At 37.1% G+C, this 20,541-nt stretch carries 13 protein-coding genes and 3 pseudogenes; 14 read left to right on the top strand and 2 right to left on the bottom strand.

The features are described 5' to 3' along the window. Window positions 1-5 precede the first annotated feature (5 nt). Together ACT3TH_RS13290 and ACT3TH_RS13285 are read left to right on the top strand one after the other, a co-directional pair. Window positions 6-704: an OmpA/MotB family protein gene (locus ACT3TH_RS13290; RefSeq protein WP_095570343.1), complete on the top strand. Its 699-nt coding sequence runs from the start codon at window positions 6-8 to the stop codon at window positions 702-704. Window positions 705-729: 25 nt separating this feature from the next. After that, window positions 730-2,307, top strand: a complete 1,578-nt coding sequence (locus ACT3TH_RS13285) for a hypothetical protein (RefSeq protein ID WP_102094037.1) — start codon at window positions 730-732, stop codon at window positions 2,305-2,307. A 29-nt stretch (window positions 2,308-2,336) separates the two neighbouring features. Here ACT3TH_RS13285 and ACT3TH_RS13280 read toward each other — a convergent pair whose 3' ends face one another. Beyond that, window positions 2,337-3,212, bottom strand: coding sequence for an IS3 family transposase (locus ACT3TH_RS13280; RefSeq protein ID WP_444756295.1), 876 nt, complete (start codon window positions 3,210-3,212; stop codon window positions 2,337-2,339). 146 nt (window positions 3,213-3,358) lie between these two features. Beyond that, window positions 3,359-3,523, bottom strand: coding sequence for a transposase (locus ACT3TH_RS13275; protein WP_095570346.1), 165 nt, complete (start codon window positions 3,521-3,523; stop codon window positions 3,359-3,361). Window positions 3,524-3,608: 85 nt separating this feature from the next. On the opposite strand from ACT3TH_RS13275, the gene ACT3TH_RS13270 reads away from it, so the two are divergent. The 12 genes and pseudogenes from ACT3TH_RS13270 to ACT3TH_RS13215 all read left to right on the top strand — a co-directional run. Further along, window positions 3,609-4,016, top strand: coding sequence for a hypothetical protein (locus tag ACT3TH_RS13270; RefSeq protein ID WP_095570347.1), 408 nt, complete (start codon window positions 3,609-3,611; stop codon window positions 4,014-4,016). A 43-nt stretch (window positions 4,017-4,059) separates the two neighbouring features. Then, window positions 4,060-4,236, top strand: a pseudogene (locus tag ACT3TH_RS13265) (IS3-like element ISPar1 family transposase); the annotation flags it as partial. 240 nt (window positions 4,237-4,476) lie between these two features. Continuing rightward, a pseudogene (ssb, locus tag ACT3TH_RS13260) lies at window positions 4,477-4,812 on the top strand (single-stranded DNA-binding protein); the annotation flags it as partial. 183 nt (window positions 4,813-4,995) lie between these two features. After that, entirely contained in the window at window positions 4,996-7,215 is a 2,220-nt protein-coding gene (locus ACT3TH_RS13255; RefSeq protein ID WP_444756285.1) for an McrB family protein, read from the top strand. After that, entirely contained in the window at window positions 7,215-9,920 is a 2,706-nt protein-coding gene (locus tag ACT3TH_RS13250; RefSeq protein WP_444756284.1) for a nuclease domain-containing protein, read from the top strand. The genes ACT3TH_RS13255 and ACT3TH_RS13250 overlap by 1 nt, the downstream gene beginning before the upstream one ends. Next, complete coding sequence (locus ACT3TH_RS13245) at window positions 9,893-11,938, top strand: DUF3800 domain-containing protein (protein ID WP_444756283.1); 2,046 nt, start codon at window positions 9,893-9,895, stop codon at window positions 11,936-11,938. Before ACT3TH_RS13250 ends, ACT3TH_RS13245 begins: the two co-directional genes overlap by 28 nt. A 455-nt stretch (window positions 11,939-12,393) precedes the next feature. Beyond that, window positions 12,394-14,121, top strand: a complete 1,728-nt coding sequence (locus ACT3TH_RS13240; RefSeq protein ID WP_444756282.1) for a hypothetical protein — start codon at window positions 12,394-12,396, stop codon at window positions 14,119-14,121. Between the two features lie 49 nt (window positions 14,122-14,170). Continuing rightward, window positions 14,171-17,026: a DEAD/DEAH box helicase gene (locus ACT3TH_RS13235; protein ID WP_444756281.1), complete on the top strand. Its 2,856-nt coding sequence runs from the start codon at window positions 14,171-14,173 to the stop codon at window positions 17,024-17,026. A 458-nt stretch (window positions 17,027-17,484) separates the two neighbouring features. Next, a complete protein-coding gene (locus ACT3TH_RS13230) occupies window positions 17,485-18,546 on the top strand; it encodes an HNH endonuclease (RefSeq protein WP_444756280.1) in 1,062 nt (353 codons plus the stop codon). A 19-nt stretch (window positions 18,547-18,565) separates the two neighbouring features. Beyond that, a complete protein-coding gene (locus ACT3TH_RS13225; protein WP_444756279.1) occupies window positions 18,566-19,216 on the top strand; it encodes a class I SAM-dependent methyltransferase in 651 nt (216 codons plus the stop codon). A gap of 45 nt (window positions 19,217-19,261) precedes the next feature. Next, window positions 19,262-20,011 carry a hypothetical protein gene (locus tag ACT3TH_RS13220; RefSeq protein ID WP_444756278.1) on the top strand — a complete coding sequence of 250 codons (750 nt, stop codon included), beginning with the start codon at window positions 19,262-19,264 and terminating at the stop codon, window positions 20,009-20,011. 55 nt (window positions 20,012-20,066) lie between these two features. After that, window positions 20,067-20,420 (top strand): annotated as a pseudogene (locus tag ACT3TH_RS13215) (transposase); the annotation flags it as partial. Window positions 20,421-20,541: the final 121 nt, after the last annotated feature.

Raw genomic sequence — 20,541 nt, 5'->3', positions numbered from 1 at the left:
CACACATGCTAATGTATGACGATGAACCTTTAGAGAGTTATGAAGAGGATGCCACCACTTGGATTGCTTTGGCTGATATGATGACAGGATTGATGGCAATATTTTTGGCATTGAGTATTGCTATCTTGTCTATGCAGCAAGATAAAAAAGATGCCATTATTTTGGCAGTGTCGGACAATTTAAAAAAAGCACTAGAAGAGAAGGGTATCCCTGCCAATATTGATAAAAAAACAGGAAGGCTTATTGTTTCAGAAAAAACCAATTTTGGTTATGGAGAGGCTACGCTTAAGGACGAGGGTAAACAAAGCCTCGATATTATTATGCCAGTCTATGCCAAAGCTATATTTGGATTGACTCTGGAGCAACAAAGTAGGATTGATCGTATTGTCATTGAAGGTCACACCGATAGAGTTGGTAGCTATACCTCAAATATGACCTTAAGTAGTCAGCGTGCAAACGCTATCTTGGCACACGTCGACAGCATGCCAGAATTTGCTTATAAACAACAATTTTTACAGAAGCTGACGGCCGTTGGACGTGGCGAAAATGATGCCAGCACCCCAGATGAAGTCGCCAATCCAGATGATAGAAACGTGGTCATACGGTTTGAGTTCAAAGAAGGCGATGACCAAGAGACTTCTTTAAAAGCTCCAGAAGATACAGTTGAGAAACTGAATCAAATGACCTCAGCACCACAAATATGAGTAACTGTTCGCTATGAAAAAAAGTATGTCTGTTAATTTTATTGCCGACTTTTCTCACATTAATGCTGACACCATGAAATCATTAATTCATCAGAGCTTGTTTGATAACATGCCCTGGCAAACATTGGATCTGAGTGTTTTGCAAGAAGTGGATATCGATGCTGATCTTAAAAAACGTGCCGAGCAAAAATTTGATACTTTAAAAATAAACCAGACCAGTGCCTTTAGTGTTATTGATGTACTGGCATTAGTGATCATCGAAAATGAAGAATGGAAAAATAAAGCCATTGCTAAAACTGTCACTAATAATTGGTGGCTATCTGCTCTAGAGATGGAGGATCAACAGGCACTATATGCCAGCTTAGTATTGGTACTGCAATATCAGCGAAACCCTGAGTTGTATGAGAAATTTGCTAATATATATGCCTTAAAAGCACTAATAGGAATGTTATTAGCAGATGATAGTTATAAGTGGCAAGACAATATGCTTAAGCTTTCAGTGAAAGCCTTATTGTCTCAGCAACCTAGCCATTTTGCTACAGTAGCATTAGAAAACCATATTACAGTTCATCAACTGTTATCCAAGCATAAACTGCCAGTGAGTACGGATTTTGAAAGTAAAGCAAATGAAGAGTGGCTTGCTCTATATCTAAAACTGACAGAAAAACAACTATCTTCCTATAGCCGCGCCATTAACCCTTATCTCAAGCGTCGGTCCGATATACATTCTGCCGTCAGTCGTGCTGAATCGATTTTTAGTAATCGTTACTTTAAAACAGATTTATCGACACTCGAAAAGCAAACGCACAAATTTACGGATATTCATATATGGCTAAAAGAGTGGAATAAAAATCCTGCATTCAAGCAATTATTAGGTAAAGAATATCAACAGATTCTGCGTTGCTGGCTGGGGGCAGGAAACTATTACCAATTAGAAAAAGCGGTGAGGTACATCGCGCAAGTCAACGATGAAGATATTGAAAGTAATCGTAGTATCTCTATCAACCGCTATATATTTTGGACAAACTACCAGCAGCATATTATCGATTATTGGTTATTGATTCCTAGTAATCAACAAGCTAAGTACCAACCTATATTTGCCACTGCTAACATTAAATTGGTGAGTAAGGAGTCCACCTTAAATTACTCTAGTTCAATGATTGCAGAAAATGTAGCTTCGGTACCAACAGTCTTACTTAAGTTTGATGATTATTACTTTATTCAGCCTTTAGTTAACACAGGAGGGAAAGCTGACTTAGTGATGACGAGCAGTGTGGCGCTCCTAGATAGCGCATTACAACCTAATGAAATAGAAAGCCATGTTTTTAATAACATTGAACTCAATCTTATCCATGATCATATGTTTTTGTGGCAACGAGATATGGCAATGTGCCTGAAAGAGAGTTTTAAAATCATTATGGGTAATCCTAATAGGTTTGTGTACACGCCTACTTTTGGTGATAGCTTTATCAATCCAAGTAAGAATATAGACCATAAAGGACGATTAGAAAATATAGAGCGTTGGTATAAATACTCTCGTCACAAAGATGAGTTGGATAAATATGCTATTAGCTACCAAAAGCGTCATGTACGGCATGGATGATTGAACCACTCTAGGATTGTAGTGGTCAACTAATCTAGGACACCTGATAAGAGATTTTTATTAAAGTAGCGTTTCTCTTTTTCAGCTGGTGTTAGATAATTATTGAAAGTATGCGGTCTCACGGTTTGATAATAGCCCCCAATATAGTCAGTAATGGCGGTTGATGCTTCATCGATATTCTCATAACCACCTTTTGGTATCCATTCTGTTTTAAGGCTTCTAAAGAATCGTTCTGTTGGGGCATTATCCCAACAGTTTCCGCGACGGCTCATACTTTGCGTTATGCCATTACAACTGGCCACGGATTCAGCGAATGTCTTACTGGTGTGGGTACCTTGATCAGAGTGAAACAACACGCCACTTGGCTTTAAGCGAGTCTGATACGCCATCTGCAACGCCTTAGCGGTCAGTGCGCTATCAGGGGAATCTGATACAGAAAAGCCAACAATACGACGGGCATACAAGTCTAAAGTAACGGCTAGGTAGCACCAGCCGCCTTTGATGCGAATATAGGTCACATCACCTGTCCAAACTTGATTGGGTGCTGTTGGGCTAAAGTTATGGTTCAATAGGTTTCCATGGATTTTATGCGTGTTATCAGCGTGCTTATATTTATGTATTTTTATTTGACGACTTTGAAGTCCCATCTGCGCCATGAGTTTACCTGCTATATAACGAGTCAGCTTGATGCCATGTTCATTCATCATGATGGCGGCAATGCTACGAGCACCTGCTGAGTGCTTTGAATCGTTGAATATTTGACGTATTAAGGCTCTAGTTTTGACGGCTTCAAGGCTAATTGGCTTGGGCTTTAGTCCATAGTAGTAACTACTCTTCATCACGCCAAACAGCTTGCACAGAAGGCTTTTATTGACCTGCTTGTCTTGCTCTGCAAGCTGACTGATTAACGATAGCCGTTCAGGCTGTCCAAGGCCAGCAGAGCAGAAGCCTTTTTTAGTATGTCTCGCTCCATAGTCAGCCGTTTAACCTGTTTACGCAGTTCTTGGAGCTCTCGCTGCTCATCTGTTAAGGCGTTGCCGACTTTAGGTGCTTAGCCATTTATTTCTTGACGGTACTGAGTCAGCCATTTCTGCAGAGTGGATTTACCAACGCCCAGTGAGTTTGCCACATCGGGTATTTTACGTTTGTGTTCAACGACTAAGCTGATGGCTTCTAATTTGAATTCTCGGGTATATTGATTGCGTTTGTTGGTCATACTGTTTTCCTCTTTAGGTTAGTATAAACCTCTTATGCGCTGTCCAAGTTTATTATGCCACTACAGCCGGCGTAAGGTGAAAGAGATGCTTCAAGTCTTTAATGAAAAGGTTAATAGCTCTAAAAGTGAGATTCGTTTTACTTTTAAGCAAAAAAAGAATTTCTATAAGTACTTAAGTACTATGTGTCAGATACTACCAAGTAAGCATTGGCGCGTTAATATCAGCTGCCTTAAGTCAGAGCCTTATCTCAATGAGAAGAATAAAAATGTATATCGCTCCATTGTTGATAAATCAGCTAAGCTCAAAAAAATAGAAGAGTTTGAAAAGGACATGCCTGAATTCGAAGGTGACCTAATTTATTTAGACACTTACAACGGCTATTCATTAACACTTATTAGTCCGCTACAGAAAAAGGGTAAGGCAAAATTATCTTCTGCTTTGATGAGTTATGTTTTGCATTTTTTGCTGATTATTGATGATTTGTCTGATTGATACATCCTAAGTTTAGTTGTACAGTTTTTCCACCACAGCTCACAATTGTTTCCACAACGCACACATAGAGAGCTTTTGGGGCGTATTGAGGAATGAATTAGCATATTACTGAGACTATAAAACGAGGTTTACAGCCATTAACGATATCATCTGATAAATTGAGCTTCACTACAAACAGACGAGGATTCAAAAGGGTTTAGCCTATAAATCACCAAGATAAGTGTGGTTTTATTATTATCGTCAAGCTGCGTAAATAAAATCTCCCAAGTTTAGGTCTACGAGATTGACGACAGGGGTCAATTTAACATATGGTAAATAAAAGTTTAGACTTTCTAATCAGCTTGGAAATTTAACAATATTATGTAAACTCGCATAAGATCAAAAGTTTAAAAGATTTTGTATATGTAACAAGCTTTCGGTTTTATTAACTGCTTATAGGTAGAATAAGGATGTAGGTATTATGCGTGGTATAAACAAGATTATTATCATTGGTCATTTAGGTGCAGATCCAGAGTCCCATCAATTTAGTAATGGTGGAAATGTGACGAATATATCAGTTGCTACATCTGAACAATGGACTGAGAAACAAACAGGAGAAAAGCGAGAAGCTACAGAGTGGCATCGTATAGCCCTATTTAATAGACTGGGTGAAATTGCTGCTCAGTATTTAAAAAAAGGTAGCAAGGTTTATATCGAAGGTAGTTTACGCACACGGAAGTGGCAAGATCAAAATGGTCAGGATCGCTATACTACTGAAGTGCGTGCAGATAAGATGCAGATGTTGGGCGCATCGAGTAGTATCTATCTTGAAGGGGATCATGAAGATGATAGTGATGATCCATTTGAAGATCTTAGGGCTTAGATCTCAGAAATAAGGGTCGGACTATTAGTTTAATAATATATTTAATATAAGGTATTATTTAATACATAGTCTCGAGCTGCTATCGTGACGTTAGGGTATGCATTTATAAGGATAGAGATGGAAGTTTACTCGAAAAGTGATTTAGAAAATGATTCTGAAGAAAAGTTACTAGAAAAGCTGAAAGATGCATGGGACTATGATCAAGCTGAGCCACTTGAGGTATATGGTACTTTGAGAGAGATAGTACCTCTATCAGGTTTTTCTTTTTATGTTCTTGATAGTATTACGCATATTAGAAGCAATGAAGTTCTCAAATTTCCGTTGAGCTATGAGCCGTCTGTCCAAAGTGTATTTGTAGGTGATCCAAGTAAGTTTAGTCTGAAAGACTATAAGTCTGGAGATATAGCCAAGGCTCGAGTGACATTCTCTCCTCCTGAAGAGCGAGAAAAACACAATAATCCTTTCGATTTAATGACAACTGCATTAGATGGTTTGATATCTATTGACCAAGAAGATGAAGTGTTTGATTTTTCGAAGTCCACTTTGCATTTTAGCCAAGTTAATAATGATACATATTTAGAAGAATATTTATATAACCTACATTTAAAGAAAGCTCTTAAAGAAATTGATAGAAGCGTAAATGTAAAGAAAGCTGAGGTTGAAATACAGCTCGAACAAAGAAAGTTAGAAATCAATAAGGAAATTGAAGAGCTGACAAAAGAAGAGGGCCTGCTTAAAACAAACAATGATTATATTAAGTCCGAGATATCCAACTTAGAGAGCCAAAGGGATAAGGCAGTATCGGAGTTGAGTGAAATAAGAGAAAGTGTTTCAAATGCACAATCTACATTAGAAAAATCAAAAACTGAATATTTCAAATTTATTGAAAATCTGGAACAAAATATGGCTAGCCTAAACGAAACAATAGAACAAAAATCTGAAGCACTATTACAGCTAGGGCTAATTGAGCAAGAAGATATAAATAACTTATTACTTCGCTATGATAGCTCAGAAGTAAGAGATGGGCATAGCTTTGAAGAAATGTTTAATTCTAACTATGCAAATGCCATAGAGTACATACAGGCTTACCTATGGAATAAAGGCATAGTATATAAGCAAAGTATATTGAAAGATTACTTAGCTTTATTAATGTCAAACGATCTGATAGTTCTGGCTGGAGATTCAGGGTCTGGTAAAACAAACCTTGTTAAATCATTTGCTAAAGCAGTAGGTGGTGAAGCTATTATTATTCCTGTAAAGCCTAACTGGACCAGTGCCGAGGATTTATTAGGCTACTACAACCCTTTAGAGAATAGTTATCTTTCCACAAAATTCTTAGATGCATTAATTGAGGCTCAGAAAAACCCACATATCCCTTATTTTATATGTTTAGATGAAATGAATCTAGCTCGTGTAGAGTACTATTTCGCCGACTTTCTTAGTCTTCTCGAAGAAAGGGATGAGCAGCCAGTTATACAGCTATTTTCATCTACAGAGGGGGACGTTTTAGCTAGTGAGCTAAGCAATTTTGTTTCACTAGTCAATGATACTTCTATAAAGGTGAAAAAGGATGAAATAACCTCATTCATAGATGTGCTAACAGATGAGGATTTCAATAGTAAGTTGCATGAGGTTTGTGGCTTTAAAGATGGAGAGTCTCTTCTAAAATACCATAGCTCTTTAAAGAAAATGATCAATAGTTTTCTGAATACGCCATCTTCGATAAGCTTGCCTAAAAACGTTAGAATTATAGGGGCAATTAATGTGGATGAGACAACTCACTATCTATCACCTAAGATTTTAGATAGGGCTCATGTAATGAAGTTTAGTAGTCCTCTTTTGCAGGACTGGGACGCTATTGAAAGTGAAGTTATGGAGTTTGATATAGATATAAGCAAGCCGGTTATATTTGACATCTCAAATCTAGGTGAACGTAAGCCTTATCCCGAATTTGATAGAAAATCAGAATTAGTTCAGACCTTAATAAGCTTGGTACGAGACTACCTTAACCCATTAGGCATTGAGTTTGGTCTAAGAACCATTCGACAAGCATTAAATTATTCAGAGGCCCTAAAGTTATTTGAATTAAGTGATCAGGTGATTTTAAACAATATTATTTTACATAAAATCTTGCCCAAAATGCTTTTTGATGGAGAAAAAAATGTCAATGATACCCTTACTCGAAAAGATATTCTTAATCAGTTTCTCGATGAAGTTAGAAGGCAACTAAATAATCTTCCAGAGACGGATATATCAACTAATAGTGTTCTTGAGTTTGAAAAGATTATAGAAGATGCTAAATCTAATGACTGGGTTGTTAACTACTGGGCTAGATAATGATTGATTCTCTAGAAGTGAAATACTTATCTATTACATGGGCAAGTGAGGATAAGGTTAGTCAGTTAAAAGAAAGTAGGGACTCAGTTGAGATACAACAGGCTGAAGATGGTAGTTACTTCATCGAAACGACAGCATTTCCGAAAGTATACCATTATGTGGGCATTCATATTATTGATGATCAAAACGACTATGAGCCTCCTTATTTTGAATTATCTGAAGGCGGCAAAGAACAACTTGCAGTAGTAAGGTCTCCAGGTGATGGGAAGAAATGGTGGGTTCAGAAAACCAGATGGAATAAAAAAAATAATTGTTTTGATAGTGAAATATTTAGAAGTGTAGGTACAGCAACTTTAGGAGTTAAATCTAAGAAGCTGACAATTATTAATAATTATATGGATTTTACTGCTGATGAGTTGAATTACTATTTACAAGATTTTAAAAATAATTTGTGGGAGCTAATTCTTGATAACAGCAATCCTGTTAAAGGTTCAATAGAAGGGAGCTCGCCAAATTTCTTTAAAGAAGAAACGTTACAACTTTACAGTGAGTTTTTGAAAGTTGTAAGAAAAGTAGTAGATAATCCTAATATGTTTCTATCGGAGAAGCAAAGTAAGTTACCTATAAAAAAGGCTAGACCGGTCGCTAGCACCTTCCGAGAGCTTGCAACTAATCCACAACGAAAAGAGGTAAGTAGCCGAGATTTTTATGAAAGCTACAATACAGCTGAAAATAAGTATATAAATTTTTGCGTAAGAAGGATTGCTTACTTACTTAGAAGCTTTGATAGGCTTTCAAAACAACGAGCATCTGAGTTTAAAAACAATATTGACCATCAACTAAAAATTAAGCAGGAGCTATTAAGTACAAGAGAATTTACTATCTCAAATAAAGTACTTCTAAATGAAGTGAAAACTATTCAGGAACAGATTGATGAGTTAGAAGGCTTAAAAGTTAATCATAAAGAGCCTGATTCCAGGTCATATCCTTATCAGTTGACCTGGTATAATTTCGAACTGTTGTTAGGTAAACCTTACGGTAAAAAGAAGGGATGTTATTTTATACAAGCAGTTAATGGCATTGATATCCAAGATTACCTTAAGTCGGTTAACCAACATAGCTGTACTTATGTGGTAATCAGCTTCGATGCTAAAGATGATTTCGATGTAGGAAAAATCGACCTGGCTTATATGACTGTACAGATTGAGGGGTATGGATTAGATACAATAAAGAAAAACTCAAAAAATAAGGACTTTACTGACGTTTCTTTAAAAGTGATTACATGTTTAGATTTTGATATTAAGCAGCATAGGCTGTATCAGAACTTAGAAAGGAGAAAAGAACAGCTCAACAAACTGAACGGTAGAGATTTAAAGCGACAATTAAGTAGTGCAGAAAAACGTGAAATACAGGAAGAATGTAGAGTAATAGACAAGAAAGTTGAACTCTTGAAAAAGACTAGAGAAGATGTGAATAAGTTTGCCTCACACTTGCCTGGTATAAGATCTCAGATCAAGCATATAATCGATTTTTTTAAAAAAAATCGAGTTGGTATAAGTCATGCTTTTCCTAATAGTATGGTATTTATTCAAAATCCAAATTATGCAGGCGCTAAGAGTCTATTCAAAAAAATAGTCGACTTGGATGGTTTAGATTTGGATTTACTTGAAGACATGATGACTGTTGATGAAATTGGGCTTACAAATATATCTAATTTATATGAGCGATGGTGTTTGATTAAGGTTATAAAAGTTCTAAATGAAGTATATGGGTTTTCTTTAAATGAAGGTTGGCAGCAGTCATTAATTAGCTCTGTACTTACAAATAAATATAACGCAACTATCAATATGTATTCTAAGAATATGCGTCAATCAATTACTGTATCTTATGAAAAAGAAATCGTTATTTCAAAAAAAAATCAGCAAGGTATTGTTCAAACTCGACATATAAGACCCGATATTGTCGTTGATATAAGTTCACCAAAACTAGCTGTTGAATACAGACCTAAAAAACGAGATAGTAAACTAAAAGTGGTAGGAGAGAAAATTAGTAGATTGGTTTTAGATGCTAAATTTAAGGATTTAAACGAATACTCTCATCAACAGCTTGTTAAAAGCTTGTACTTTGGAAAAAATTATAGTGAATATGGAAAAAATAAAGTATTTATAATACATCCTACACCGAATTTAATAGAAAATCCGACAAGTCCTCTAACCTGGGGGACTTTCTGTGATTATGGTCAAACAGGGAAATACCCCGAATTTGAAAGTATCAAGAGTCCTCAAGCTTTCGATAACGACAGTAATGTAAATACAAATAAACACCGACTTGGAGGTGTCTTTCTCGCACCATCTTTAAGGTATTCAAGTAGTAAGGATAATTTACAAAGATTAATAGGAATGTTTTTACAGGAAAATAGTCAAAGGCATTATTGTGCTAGGACAGGTGTAAAATGGCATACGATGACTTGTATATCATGTGGTAATACTGATAGATCTAAGTTGACCTTGAGCTACGATAAAACCCAGGGTGATAACGATAAGTGGGAGCTGAGATGTGATAAATGTAAGCAGCGAACAGTTCAAACGGTCTGTGTGAAATGTGGGTATGAAATTTTTAAGAATGGTATGAAGTGGACTTACCATAGAACTAAAGCTGAACAATTTACGAATGTTGTATGTCCAAACTGCGAGAGCTTCCTATAAAAAAGGAATTTGAATTAATGAATAAACAATTCACGTTATATCTGGATGAATCTGGTGATTTTACTACTAAAAGCAGACCATGGATTATCGGTGGGCTTTTAATAGGTGAGAGCTTTAATGAAGCTGAAAAGGTAATGGCTAAAGTGTTCAAAGACTTTATTCGTAAATATAACTTCGATTCAATCGAAGACTTTCACCTGACAGAGATACGTGAAAGGTATAGAAACGATCATGCAAGGGTGAATGAGTTCATTGAAGACTTTTTTAATGCGCTTGATGGCTTAAATATTTCCTATTGTTTTTTAACAACCAATAACAAGACTAAAGTAAGCGCTAAAGAGCCAGAGAGAACTTACCGTCTGATGGTCCTAGACTTACTACTTCAAGCTGAAACTGCTGTAGTAGAAAAGTTTAATGCCGATATTGAAAGGTTGGATTTGGTTATTGCGACTAGAACGATAAATGGGGTTAAACAAACCACATCAGGAGAGATCTATCAAGAAGTGCTGCAATCACTTCCAAAGGGCTTAGAGAGTGATTTGGTAGCGACAGGTCAGCTGGCATTACTAGGAAGTAATTTAGATCTCCATATGGAGAATGCTAAGCGATTTTGGGGGCTGATTAATGCAGACTTCATTTGTAACTTAACGTATAACCAAGTACATGAAGAGAGTCATCAGCTAGTCAGTAAATTGAAAAGTACTAAAAAGCTTTATGCCTTTGATACTTTTTCATCTCCAGAGCTACGCAAAATAATGACGCAAGAGCACAATCAGAACTATTCTAGTGCTGTATTCAACTGCTTAAGACTACTCGATAGGTCGCCTAAAAATAAACATTATCAGGAAGCTATTTTACGTATATTAAATAAGGCTCTAAATAAATCAGGGACCACAGGATCTTTAATTAACTTTGATAGTATTCTAGAAAGGATATGGAGCTCTAAAAACTTTTATGCAAAATATAACGAAAAAATAGATCTGTTTAAGCTGTTACAGCATTACGTGGAGGAAGTGCATAAAGCTACTGATATCAAAAAATATATACCTTTACAGTTTAAGCTAAACAACCTCATTTTGCTGGCTTACAATCATATTGCCGAGGTTGATGGCGCTATGGATATTATTGCAAGTCAGGAGGCTGTAGTAAGCGAATTGGCTTCTGACCCTGAGTACTTTTCAATATTATTAAATTTTTATGTCCGTGAAACCGAGATATTTGTTAACTCCTTAGACTTTGCATCTGCTGAGTTGAAAGCTCGTAAACATAATCGTTTAATTGGAGAGTACCAAAGTATTTGGGAGTTAATATCTCCAGAACTTACAGATGAGGGTTTTTTATCATCTGATTTATCTGTGAGAGCCAGAAGTCTTTTATTAAGAGCTTTACTGTTGAACTACCAACCTTCAAAAGATGAAGAGATAACTAGCTTGGTGGAAGGGTTAAAGACAGATGCTACGAATATTCAAGATGTGAGTCGAATCCATTGCCAAGAGCTTATTTTCTTAATGAAGAAAAAGCAACTAGGTAGGGCTCTAGAATTAGCTATAGACAGGCTTCCTCCTAGTTTTGATAGATTTACCATTTTTGACTACTACTTCTTTATCTTTACTCTAAATCAAAACCTCTTATGTGTAGATGAAGACGATAGATCGCGGCTACTCACTGAACATGAGGCAGTTGTGGAGCGTATATCTGCAGGTGTCGATACTTATGCTAATTATCCAAGCAACTTAATTCTAAGAGAGCTTAGCTTATATTTTTATCTTAAAGGCGAGAAGAAGCGTCCTGTAGACCTGCTTCAGAAGAGTAGTCAACATTCTCTCAATCCTAATTCTCCGGTAACTAAGTTATTAGATCTAGGTAACGACCTGCAGCTAGACGTTATCCAAGATGAACAGTTAACTAAAAATGCTTATATGAATAAATGTAAATATATAGTGGGTTTCGATGAAGCCGTAAAACATGCAACGGATGATACCGTTCTATACAATTTAAGAAGTTTTTTTGTTAGTTAATCATCACTAGGGCGTCTCATCAAACCCCAATATTTATAAGGATAACTGGCAAGACTTACTATTCTCTATATCAGTAGGGTTAAGTAGATTAGCAGTATCGCTTATTCGTGTTTTAACTAGACTATAGTCATCAATATCATGTAAAAATCTCTTTAGGTTTTCTCAGTAAGCATTAAGATAAAGTGACATTCAATGACGCAAACTATTTTATTCTCGATACTTTTGTTATCTTTAATTATGTCATTATATTTTTTATCAATTTATTAGAAAGCTCGTTATTCTGCATATTAGAAAGTGTTGTTTAATCTCAAATGAGCTAATATAGCTAGACTATAGATATATTTGAGCAAGTATATGTATTTTACTCTATGGCTAAATGCATATAGGAGTAGGGTTTTTTTCTATACATATTATATAAGTTTAAGAGTGCTCTAAGTTTTTATAAGGATAATAGAATGCTTCAAGGTGCTCCAAAAGATTTTTTCGATAATCCTGAGAAAAAGAATGAGTTAATAGGGAAAATTGATCGTTTAATCGGCTTTAATGATGAGATGCACCGATATTTTATTAACTCCCTTAAGCACAGTAGAAATCCCATCTCCTTTTTTGATTGTCTAAATGACTCCGTACAAACTTGGAATGACTTAGACTTAGCTGACGATATTTATAATGCTTTAAAAGAAAGCTTTAGTTTAAGCTTTTTAGATATCTACTTTAACCATCCTATCAATGACTCATTGGATGATCTAATTAGCGATGAGTTTTTAAATGAGACTGTCATAGGTAAATCAGGTTTACATGGCATAGATTCTAGTGAACCTCTAGTGGAGTCTAGGATTTCAAACCGAGCCAGCCGTCCTGTAAAACTTGAAAATCAGCTTGATTTATTTGCTGATACTGAAGCTGCTAATCAATATCCTAATAATCAGATCGATGATACCGATGAAAGTGTCTTAAGAATAGAGCTTTGTCCTGTAGAGGATGAGCTTGATGGTAATGTAGATACTGAAGTGAGTTTTGATAACTCTGAGATAGATAGTGACTTTCAAGCAATACTAGACAACTTGGGAACACCAGTTACTACTAAAAAAATTGATGGTGTTAATGTCGCTTATAAACAAAGTACTGTTAAAAAAGATGACGGTTCTAACGATAATCAAGCTAGCCTAAGTGACAGCCCTGATACTGAACCTACCAAGGCAGAAACAGTTGAGACAGAGTGTGAGATTGATGAATTACATCTTGAAGTCAATGATGATGTAAAGCCAAATATATTTGACTTTGATAGTGATGAAGAGGCCGATAGTGAGCTTCTTGATTTCATTAGTAAGGACACTGATGACGACGATGATGCTTTTGTTGAAGTAGATTACTTGGATGACAGCAACATTGAAAACGAATATGAGTTTTTAGGCAGCGTCGATAATGATGAAGCAGATAGCTTCGTTGATGCTGAAGAGCTGGGCTACCTCTTTGAAGACGATAGTGATTATGACATCAGTGTTGAGTCAGGGTACTTTAAAGATGTTGTTACCTTAGAAGAAAGAGCGAGGCAAAAAGCTATTGAGTTTGTTCAACAGGTGGATTGGTGTCCTAAACAAGATTTAGAGATGGTTACGAATGTGTTCATAGACTATGGGTGGGGTCCAACCCGGTTAGCTCTGAAGAGGCTGATATCCTATGGTTTAGAGCCAGAAGAATTACGCGTTGTTTATGAGATTAAGAAAGTTTGGCAAAGAAATGATTACTTCTGGGTTTCATTTAATAAAAATTGTGAAGACTTTGCATTGAGTCATCATGTGATGTCTTGGAACGTTGCTTTTCGTATAAGCAGAGCATTTAAAAGTTATCCAGATGCTGAAGAGGTAGAGGGAGTTCTAGAACGTCTTTATGAGTTCTGGATGTCTAAGTTTCATTTAAAACTTTCATACAGAACTTTCTTAAAGTTTATTTGGACATGGGCTTTTGAGCCAAAACGGGTATTACCCTCAGAATACACCTATGTTTTTGAACTTAATGAAATGACACCTGATGAGTGGCACGACTCTACAGATGTCTTAGATATAAGCTTGCAACAAGATGTAGTGCATTATGGTCTTTATGAAGCAGAAGCAGGCAGCCCCTATGAATACTGGACAGAGGAGCGAGCCTGGGAGCGTTTTCAAGAACTTAACGGTGACTAAATCTAAGTATAAATACAATTAATTAAGCAGATTTATGGATGATTGAGCTATGACAGATGATTTGATTCCAGTACCCGGTTGTTTGGTGAAGTATAAATTAAATGACTCTTATCGATTTGGAGGGGTTAGAAGTAATAGAAATAATGAGGTATTAGTAAATTGGCAGGGTAATACACAAACAACGGTTGACCCAAAAACACCTGAACTAAGCTCAGGGTTTAAAGTGGGGCATGTTGTCTTAGATAGGACGCCTGATATAGGTCACCAGCCTTTAGGTCAAGGGACCGTTATCCAACAACGAGTGTTGGCTGGTTTTGAACAGCTCTTAGTAGATTTTAAGTCAATCAATCGTAAGGTATGGATGCCATACCAACACTTGGTCTTGGCAAAAGATGCAAAAACAAGATACAGATTTGGAGATATTAGTCGATCTGATACGGACGCAGAGAAATTAAGGTTAAAAACCTTAGCGCATGCGATTGAGTTATGGAACGAAAATACAGGATCCCTGTCACATCTGGATATAGACCCACTACCACATCAAATTAACTTAGTACATCACATCCTATCTTCAGGCAACTTAAACTGGTTAATTGCTGATGATGTGGGCTTGGGTAAAACAATTGAGACTGGCATGATTATTCATGCTCTCAGACAACGTAATGTGGCAAAAAGAATATTGCTAATCACCCCTGCAGGTCTAGTGAGACAGTGGCAAGAAGAGCTATATCACAAGTTTAATCTAGATGGTTTCGAGATATATGGTGAGGATTTTAAGGTAACCTCAGACCAGCTACGTAAGTGGAAGCTTCATGACTGCGTGATTGGTTCAATAGATAGACTTAAAAGTGAAAATCATATCGACATCCTATTGGCTGCTGAGCCTTGGGATTTAATTATATTCGATGAAGGGCACCGCTTAAGTCGCAAACAAGATGGGCTAAAGTTTAAAGCATCAGAAAGGTTCACATTAGCAAAAAAACTTAGGCACAAAACTAAGTCAATGATTTTGCTCAGTGCGACGCCCCACCAAGGTGAGCAAGACAAGTTTATAGCACTATTAGAGCTGTTAAGACCTGAAAGACGAGCTCAGTTGATGTCATTAAGCATTAACCCTGAGATTATTCGAGATATGGTCTTTAGAAACCACAAGGCTGATGTGACAGACCTTGAAGGCAATTTTATATTCCAAGGTAAAACAGTTAATGCAGTCAGTGTTCCTGGCTCTCCAGCTTTTAAAACCTTTGAAAAGCAGCTAGCAGAGTATTTTAAATTAGGATACTCAGCGAGTACAGAGGGCGAGAATCAGCAGGCAAGAGCCATTGGTTTTGTGATGACGACTTATCGAAAACTTGCTGCTTCAAGTGTCAAAGCGATCCGAGCGGCGCTGCTAAGACGTATTGCAAAAATAGAAAACCGTAGGGATGAGCTACATGCCATAGTGGACTCATTAATGGAGTTAGAGGCTGATGAGCGATTCTCAGGTGAAAACGAAGAGCTGCTGATCACCACGCATAACCCAGATAGAGAATTCTTTGATGGAGAGTTAGCACTACTACAAGAGCTGATCATCTCTAGTAATGAGCTGCTAAATAATGATAAGAAGTTTGAGTACTTTAAATCGGAAGTGATTGACAAGATATTAACCAATAACCCGAAAGAAAAGGTTCTCATATTTAGTGAGTATCGAAACACGCAAGACTATATCAAAGATAATCTTGTGAGAGTATTTGGAGACTCTTCAGTGAGCCTCATCAATGGCTCTATGAAGCATGATGAAAGAAGAAAGGCGATTGAACACTTTGAATCAGAAGGGTCTTTTTTAATCTCTACAGAGGCAGGTGGTGAGGGTATTAACCTTCAACGAGCCTGCCACATTATGGTCAATTATGACCTGCCATGGAACCCAATGCGGCTGGTGCAAAGAATTGGTCGTTTGTATCGCTATGGGCAAAAAAAGAGAGTCGCTATATTTAACTTATTCCAACCTGATAGCTTGGATCAAAAGTTGATTGTCTCGATGTATGACAGAATAGACCAGATCGTAAATGACTTATCGACCTTGCATAAGGGTGAGTTTAATGAAGGTTTGAAAGATGAGATTTTGGGTGAAGTCGCCAATCAAATAGATGTTGAGGATGTCTTATCAAATCTAAACAAGCTTGGCATCAGCCGCACAGAGCAACGTGTGAGTGAAGCACTAGATAACGCAAAATCTTCAGTGATAAAGCAGCGAGAAATATTAGACTATGCGGCAACCAGTAGCTCTGATGAACTGCAGTTTGAAGTGACTGTATCACCAAATCATATACATAATTTCTTGATAGGTATGCTCGAAATAAACGGTATTGAATACATCAATCATCCAGAGAAAAAAACAATAAGAATTAAGTTTAACGATGACTATCAGGCTAAGTTCAAATCTATTTTGGGGCAAGCCTCTATTCTTGAAGCGACCACTGATAGAATGGTTGCCAGTAATAGAAGCAGTACACATTTACTAGACTTATCTTCGCCTATTACTCAATATTTTATTGGTCAGGCGACAGACTATGATTTTGGTGGGTTGTCTGCTGTAGTCAATAGTGTCCAAAGCACTGATCATACAGAGATAAATACCTCAATAATGAAGTGGCAGGACCTTCAAGGAAATATTATTAAAAAGCAGCTGTGTATTTGCTGTCGTTCTGAGGATGGTGTAAGGGTTAACCCTAAAGGCGCTTTAGATGTTTTCTTACAAAAGTCGCTAGCCGTAGATCCGTCTTTGCCATCGCCTAATAGAGAGCACTGCAAGCAAGTGGTAGCAGAGATAGACTTAGGGTTGTCAGAGTATATGGCTATCAACTCAAATCGTTATCTTATGCCTTCAGATATAAACTGGGTAAATATAGCAACAGTTACCTAAACAGAAGCGTGATTATAATCGCCCTAAGTTAAAAATAATATACTAATAATATTTTGAAAACTATAATATTGAGGTGCTTATTACCTAATAAGTTATAGTTATCTACCGAATACTAGCTCGGTGAAGTAAATATCAGCAGTAGCAGTATGTGCGTTCTCTGCTTGAACGCGACCACATCTCGATAGAAGTACTAGAGAAGAGATACTAGCTTATGGCTTTCAAGCATAGTAAGCAATACGTTTATTATCACATTGGTACAAATTAGATTGAGTATATGGGTCGTACGATATCGCTATAGCTCCCAAGCTAATCTCTTTTTATGACAAGTTAGTCTAGCAGTACTAGCTGGATAAAATAAGATAGATTCGTCTATAGACCAAGTATTACATAATGAAAGGCTTAGCCGTATAAGTCTGGAATACAGTGAGTTAATTAATCGCATCTCTAAGGGTTTTATAGTGCCAACATCAGAATTCCAGCTTAACTTTCTAAGACGTATCCAATGGTTGCTGGAGTCTAGCTCTTATACCTCGACTTATAAATTTGCTTTATTAATGGCGATTACAAACCTTTCTATAGAATCAGCTATTAATGATAATAGTGAGTGCAGTATGTCCTATGAAGAGTTAGCTGAGCAGTTTTTTCAGCTTTATTGGACACAAACACTACCGTTTTCACATCAAGATGATGACTCTGTATTAAAACAGAGTAATGTAGGGAAACAAGCTAAGGTTGTTACTAACATACTGAAATTGCAACAAGAGACTAAAAATACCAGCATACGTATAGCTCGGACGCGTGATATTAAAAAGTGGCAGTCAACGATTAAAGAGGTTGCTCAGACTATTAAGAACAACCCTGCGAAATACTTACAAAGTGCACAAGATAAGGTCAGTCGCGAATTTCTATATGTTTATAATCCTAAAGCAAACGCGATAGTACTGATGCCTGGAATCGCATATTGCTTTACCCGTTTCAGTCGGATAATTCATAAGCTTTGCCAACAATACTGGACTGAGTTTGTGCGTAAAAACCGTCACAATCAACCTTACTTTAGCGATGATATTGACCTACAACAATTTCTATTTCATCAATCAAGACAAAGCTTAAAGGTCTTAGAGTCTATATTAATTGATACCCAACAAGGGCAATGCTTCTATTGTCATAAAGCTTTAAAAAATAATATCGAGGTCGATCATTTCATTCCTTGGTCGAAATATCCCATTGATACCACTCACAACTTCGTACTTACTGATCATCGCTGTAACAACAGCAAACTTGACTATCTTGCTGAAGAGCTGTTTTATGAGAAGTGGTTAGAGCGCAATCAGCAATATGGTCATACGATTGAACAGCAAGCAAAAACCATAGGTTTTATAACCAACCAGCAACGCTCAGAGACGATTAGCCAGTGGGCCTATCAAATAGCGGTGGAACATGAGGATTTGGTCTGGTCACCAAAACCAAGTATAAAATTGCGGCCAATTAATCCTGATGCACTGCCACAGCTTAGAGTCTGATAAATAGATATGTCACCTTATGACCAAACAATCATTCAAAAATACCCTTAGCTATTATGATGAAAATGCCGTTGAGTTTGCTTGTCAAACGGTAAGCATAGATATGCATGATTTATCCGAGCTATTTATTAATCAGCTCCCTCAAAGAGACACGCAATGTATTTTAGACGTGGGCTGTGGCTCAGGTAGGGATGCAAATTACTTTGCTAAACAAGGTTATGAAGTAACAGCGATAGATGCCAGCGCCGAGTTAATTCAGTGGGCTGAGCGACATCATATGTCGAGTAAAATTGATTGGCACCACTTAGACTTTAGCGGTATTGAAAAGCAGGCTTGGGAAAATAAGTTCACTGGCATTTGGGCTTGCGCCTCATTGCTACACGTACCTTTTCTCGAGCTACCTTTCATTATTAACTCGTTGTTAGATACCTTTACTGATGATGGGGTAATGTACGTTTCATTTAAATATGGAAAAGGGGAGCGAGTAGATGAGGAGCGCTTCTTTTGTGATATGGATGAATTACGCTGGAAAACCATTGTAGCTAAAATACCGCATGTGATTGAATACCATATCTGGTTGTCGGCCGATAAAAGAGCCGACTGTAAAGATGCATGGTTTAATGTGATGATCAAACGAGAAAATAATCCTATTAGAATTTCTGTAAAATGATGAGTAACAACTGACGATAACTGACATAAAACTTGGTAGGTAGATATGAGTGAGTCAATAGAACTTTTAAGATTGTTCGAGTCAGATAGCCGAATGAATAAGTTCCAAGACTTGTTTAAACAGCTCATTTGTTTTTTATCAGAAGAAAACATTGAGTATGTCATTATTGGCACAGTTGCATACTCCGAGTATGCACCGCCTCGTGCGACGACCAACATCAATTTCATAATCTCTGAAAGTGACTACGGTAAACTTGAAAGCGAACTAAAACAAAATAACATTGATTTTATATGGAATGCCTACCAACAGCTTATCATTGCTGTCAAAGATGATAGTGATGAGACTAAAAAATATCCTCTCGCACTTTCATTACAAATCACCCCTAAAGGTCTTACATTTAATCAGCCTATATCTAAAGAGATATTTGGTATGGCTGATGTACCTGTCGCTAGCCCTGAAATATTAGTGGCTCTATGGTGTTTGGCAGCAAGTAATGGCCACTATAAGTCTTATTACGATGCCCAAATGATGATTAAGCTACAGCTAGCAGACGTTGATAGAGGCATTGCTGTGATTGAAAGTCTTCATGAAACTAATGCCAATAAAGTATTGCGCTCAATTCTCACAGGTAATGTTATGACTGTCGATACGATCAATATGGATGAGGCGCTGATGATGCCGTCTGAACTAATCCAAACTCATGAAGAGATTGAGCTGGCTAAAGCTCATCGCTATAACGCTGCGCAAGAGCATCGGCGTAAACTCATTAGTGCTAAGTTAAGGAAAAAACAATAGAGCTTTTCCTAAAAACTGTGTAACTGCTTATAATCCACTAACAGGAGAATAAGCAATGACTAACCAATCTGACCTTAAAAAACTGGCCGCGCAAATGGCTGGCAGCATGAACAGCTTCAATGACATCAAAGACTTCCAGAAGCAGCTCATGCAATATTTTATCAACACTGCCCTTGAAGCTGAGATGGAAGACCATCTCGGCTACCCCAAGCATGAGAAAACAGACAAGTCTAATAAGCGCAATGGACATACTGAAAAAACCGTCCGTAGTGACACAGGCGATTTTGAGATATCTGCCCCAAGAGACCGTGATAGTAGCTTTGAGCCTACATTAGTGCGTAAGCATCAAAGTTGTATCTCAGGCCTTGATGATAAAATCATATTCCACTATAGCCATAGCCTTACGTCTTGCGCTTCGGGCAAGTGTCTCCCAGACACTAGGACTGATCTTTATTGACAATATGATCTATCTCACAGGTTTTAATTCTGCTGATGATCATATCGATGATGATGTGTTACTAAAGGAGCAT

The organism is Psychrobacter sp. AOP22-C1-C5 (assembly GCF_052378885.1).
Taxonomy (GTDB): domain Bacteria; phylum Pseudomonadota; class Gammaproteobacteria; order Pseudomonadales; family Moraxellaceae; genus Psychrobacter.
The sequence above is the reverse complement of the archived record's forward strand: the minus strand, read 5'-3'. Positions and strand labels throughout refer to the sequence as shown.

What these genes read in the sequence shown, in the direction of transcription:
- ACT3TH_RS13275 (WP_095570346.1), bottom strand. Translation starts at nt 3,523, where the DNA reads ATGACCAACAAACGCAATCAATATACCCGAGAATTCAAATTAGAAGCC.
- ACT3TH_RS13245 (WP_444756283.1), top strand. Translation starts at nt 9,893, where the DNA reads ATGTCCAAACTGCGAGAGCTTCCTATAAAAAAGGAATTTGAATTAATG.
- ACT3TH_RS13240 (WP_444756282.1), top strand. Translation starts at nt 12,394, where the DNA reads ATGCTTCAAGGTGCTCCAAAAGATTTTTTCGATAATCCTGAGAAAAAG.
- ACT3TH_RS13255 (WP_444756285.1), top strand. Translation starts at nt 4,996, where the DNA reads ATGGAAGTTTACTCGAAAAGTGATTTAGAAAATGATTCTGAAGAAAAG.
- ACT3TH_RS13270 (WP_095570347.1), top strand. Translation starts at nt 3,609, where the DNA reads ATGCTTCAAGTCTTTAATGAAAAGGTTAATAGCTCTAAAAGTGAGATT.
- ACT3TH_RS13250 (WP_444756284.1), top strand. Translation starts at nt 7,215, where the DNA reads ATGATTGATTCTCTAGAAGTGAAATACTTATCTATTACATGGGCAAGT.
- ACT3TH_RS13290 (WP_095570343.1), top strand. Translation starts at nt 6, where the DNA reads ATGCTAATGTATGACGATGAACCTTTAGAGAGTTATGAAGAGGATGCC.
- ACT3TH_RS13285 (WP_102094037.1), top strand. Translation starts at nt 730, where the DNA reads ATGTCTGTTAATTTTATTGCCGACTTTTCTCACATTAATGCTGACACC.
- ACT3TH_RS13225 (WP_444756279.1), top strand. Translation starts at nt 18,566, where the DNA reads ATGACCAAACAATCATTCAAAAATACCCTTAGCTATTATGATGAAAAT.
- ACT3TH_RS13235 (WP_444756281.1), top strand. Translation starts at nt 14,171, where the DNA reads ATGACAGATGATTTGATTCCAGTACCCGGTTGTTTGGTGAAGTATAAA.
- ACT3TH_RS13220 (WP_444756278.1), top strand. Translation starts at nt 19,262, where the DNA reads ATGAGTGAGTCAATAGAACTTTTAAGATTGTTCGAGTCAGATAGCCGA.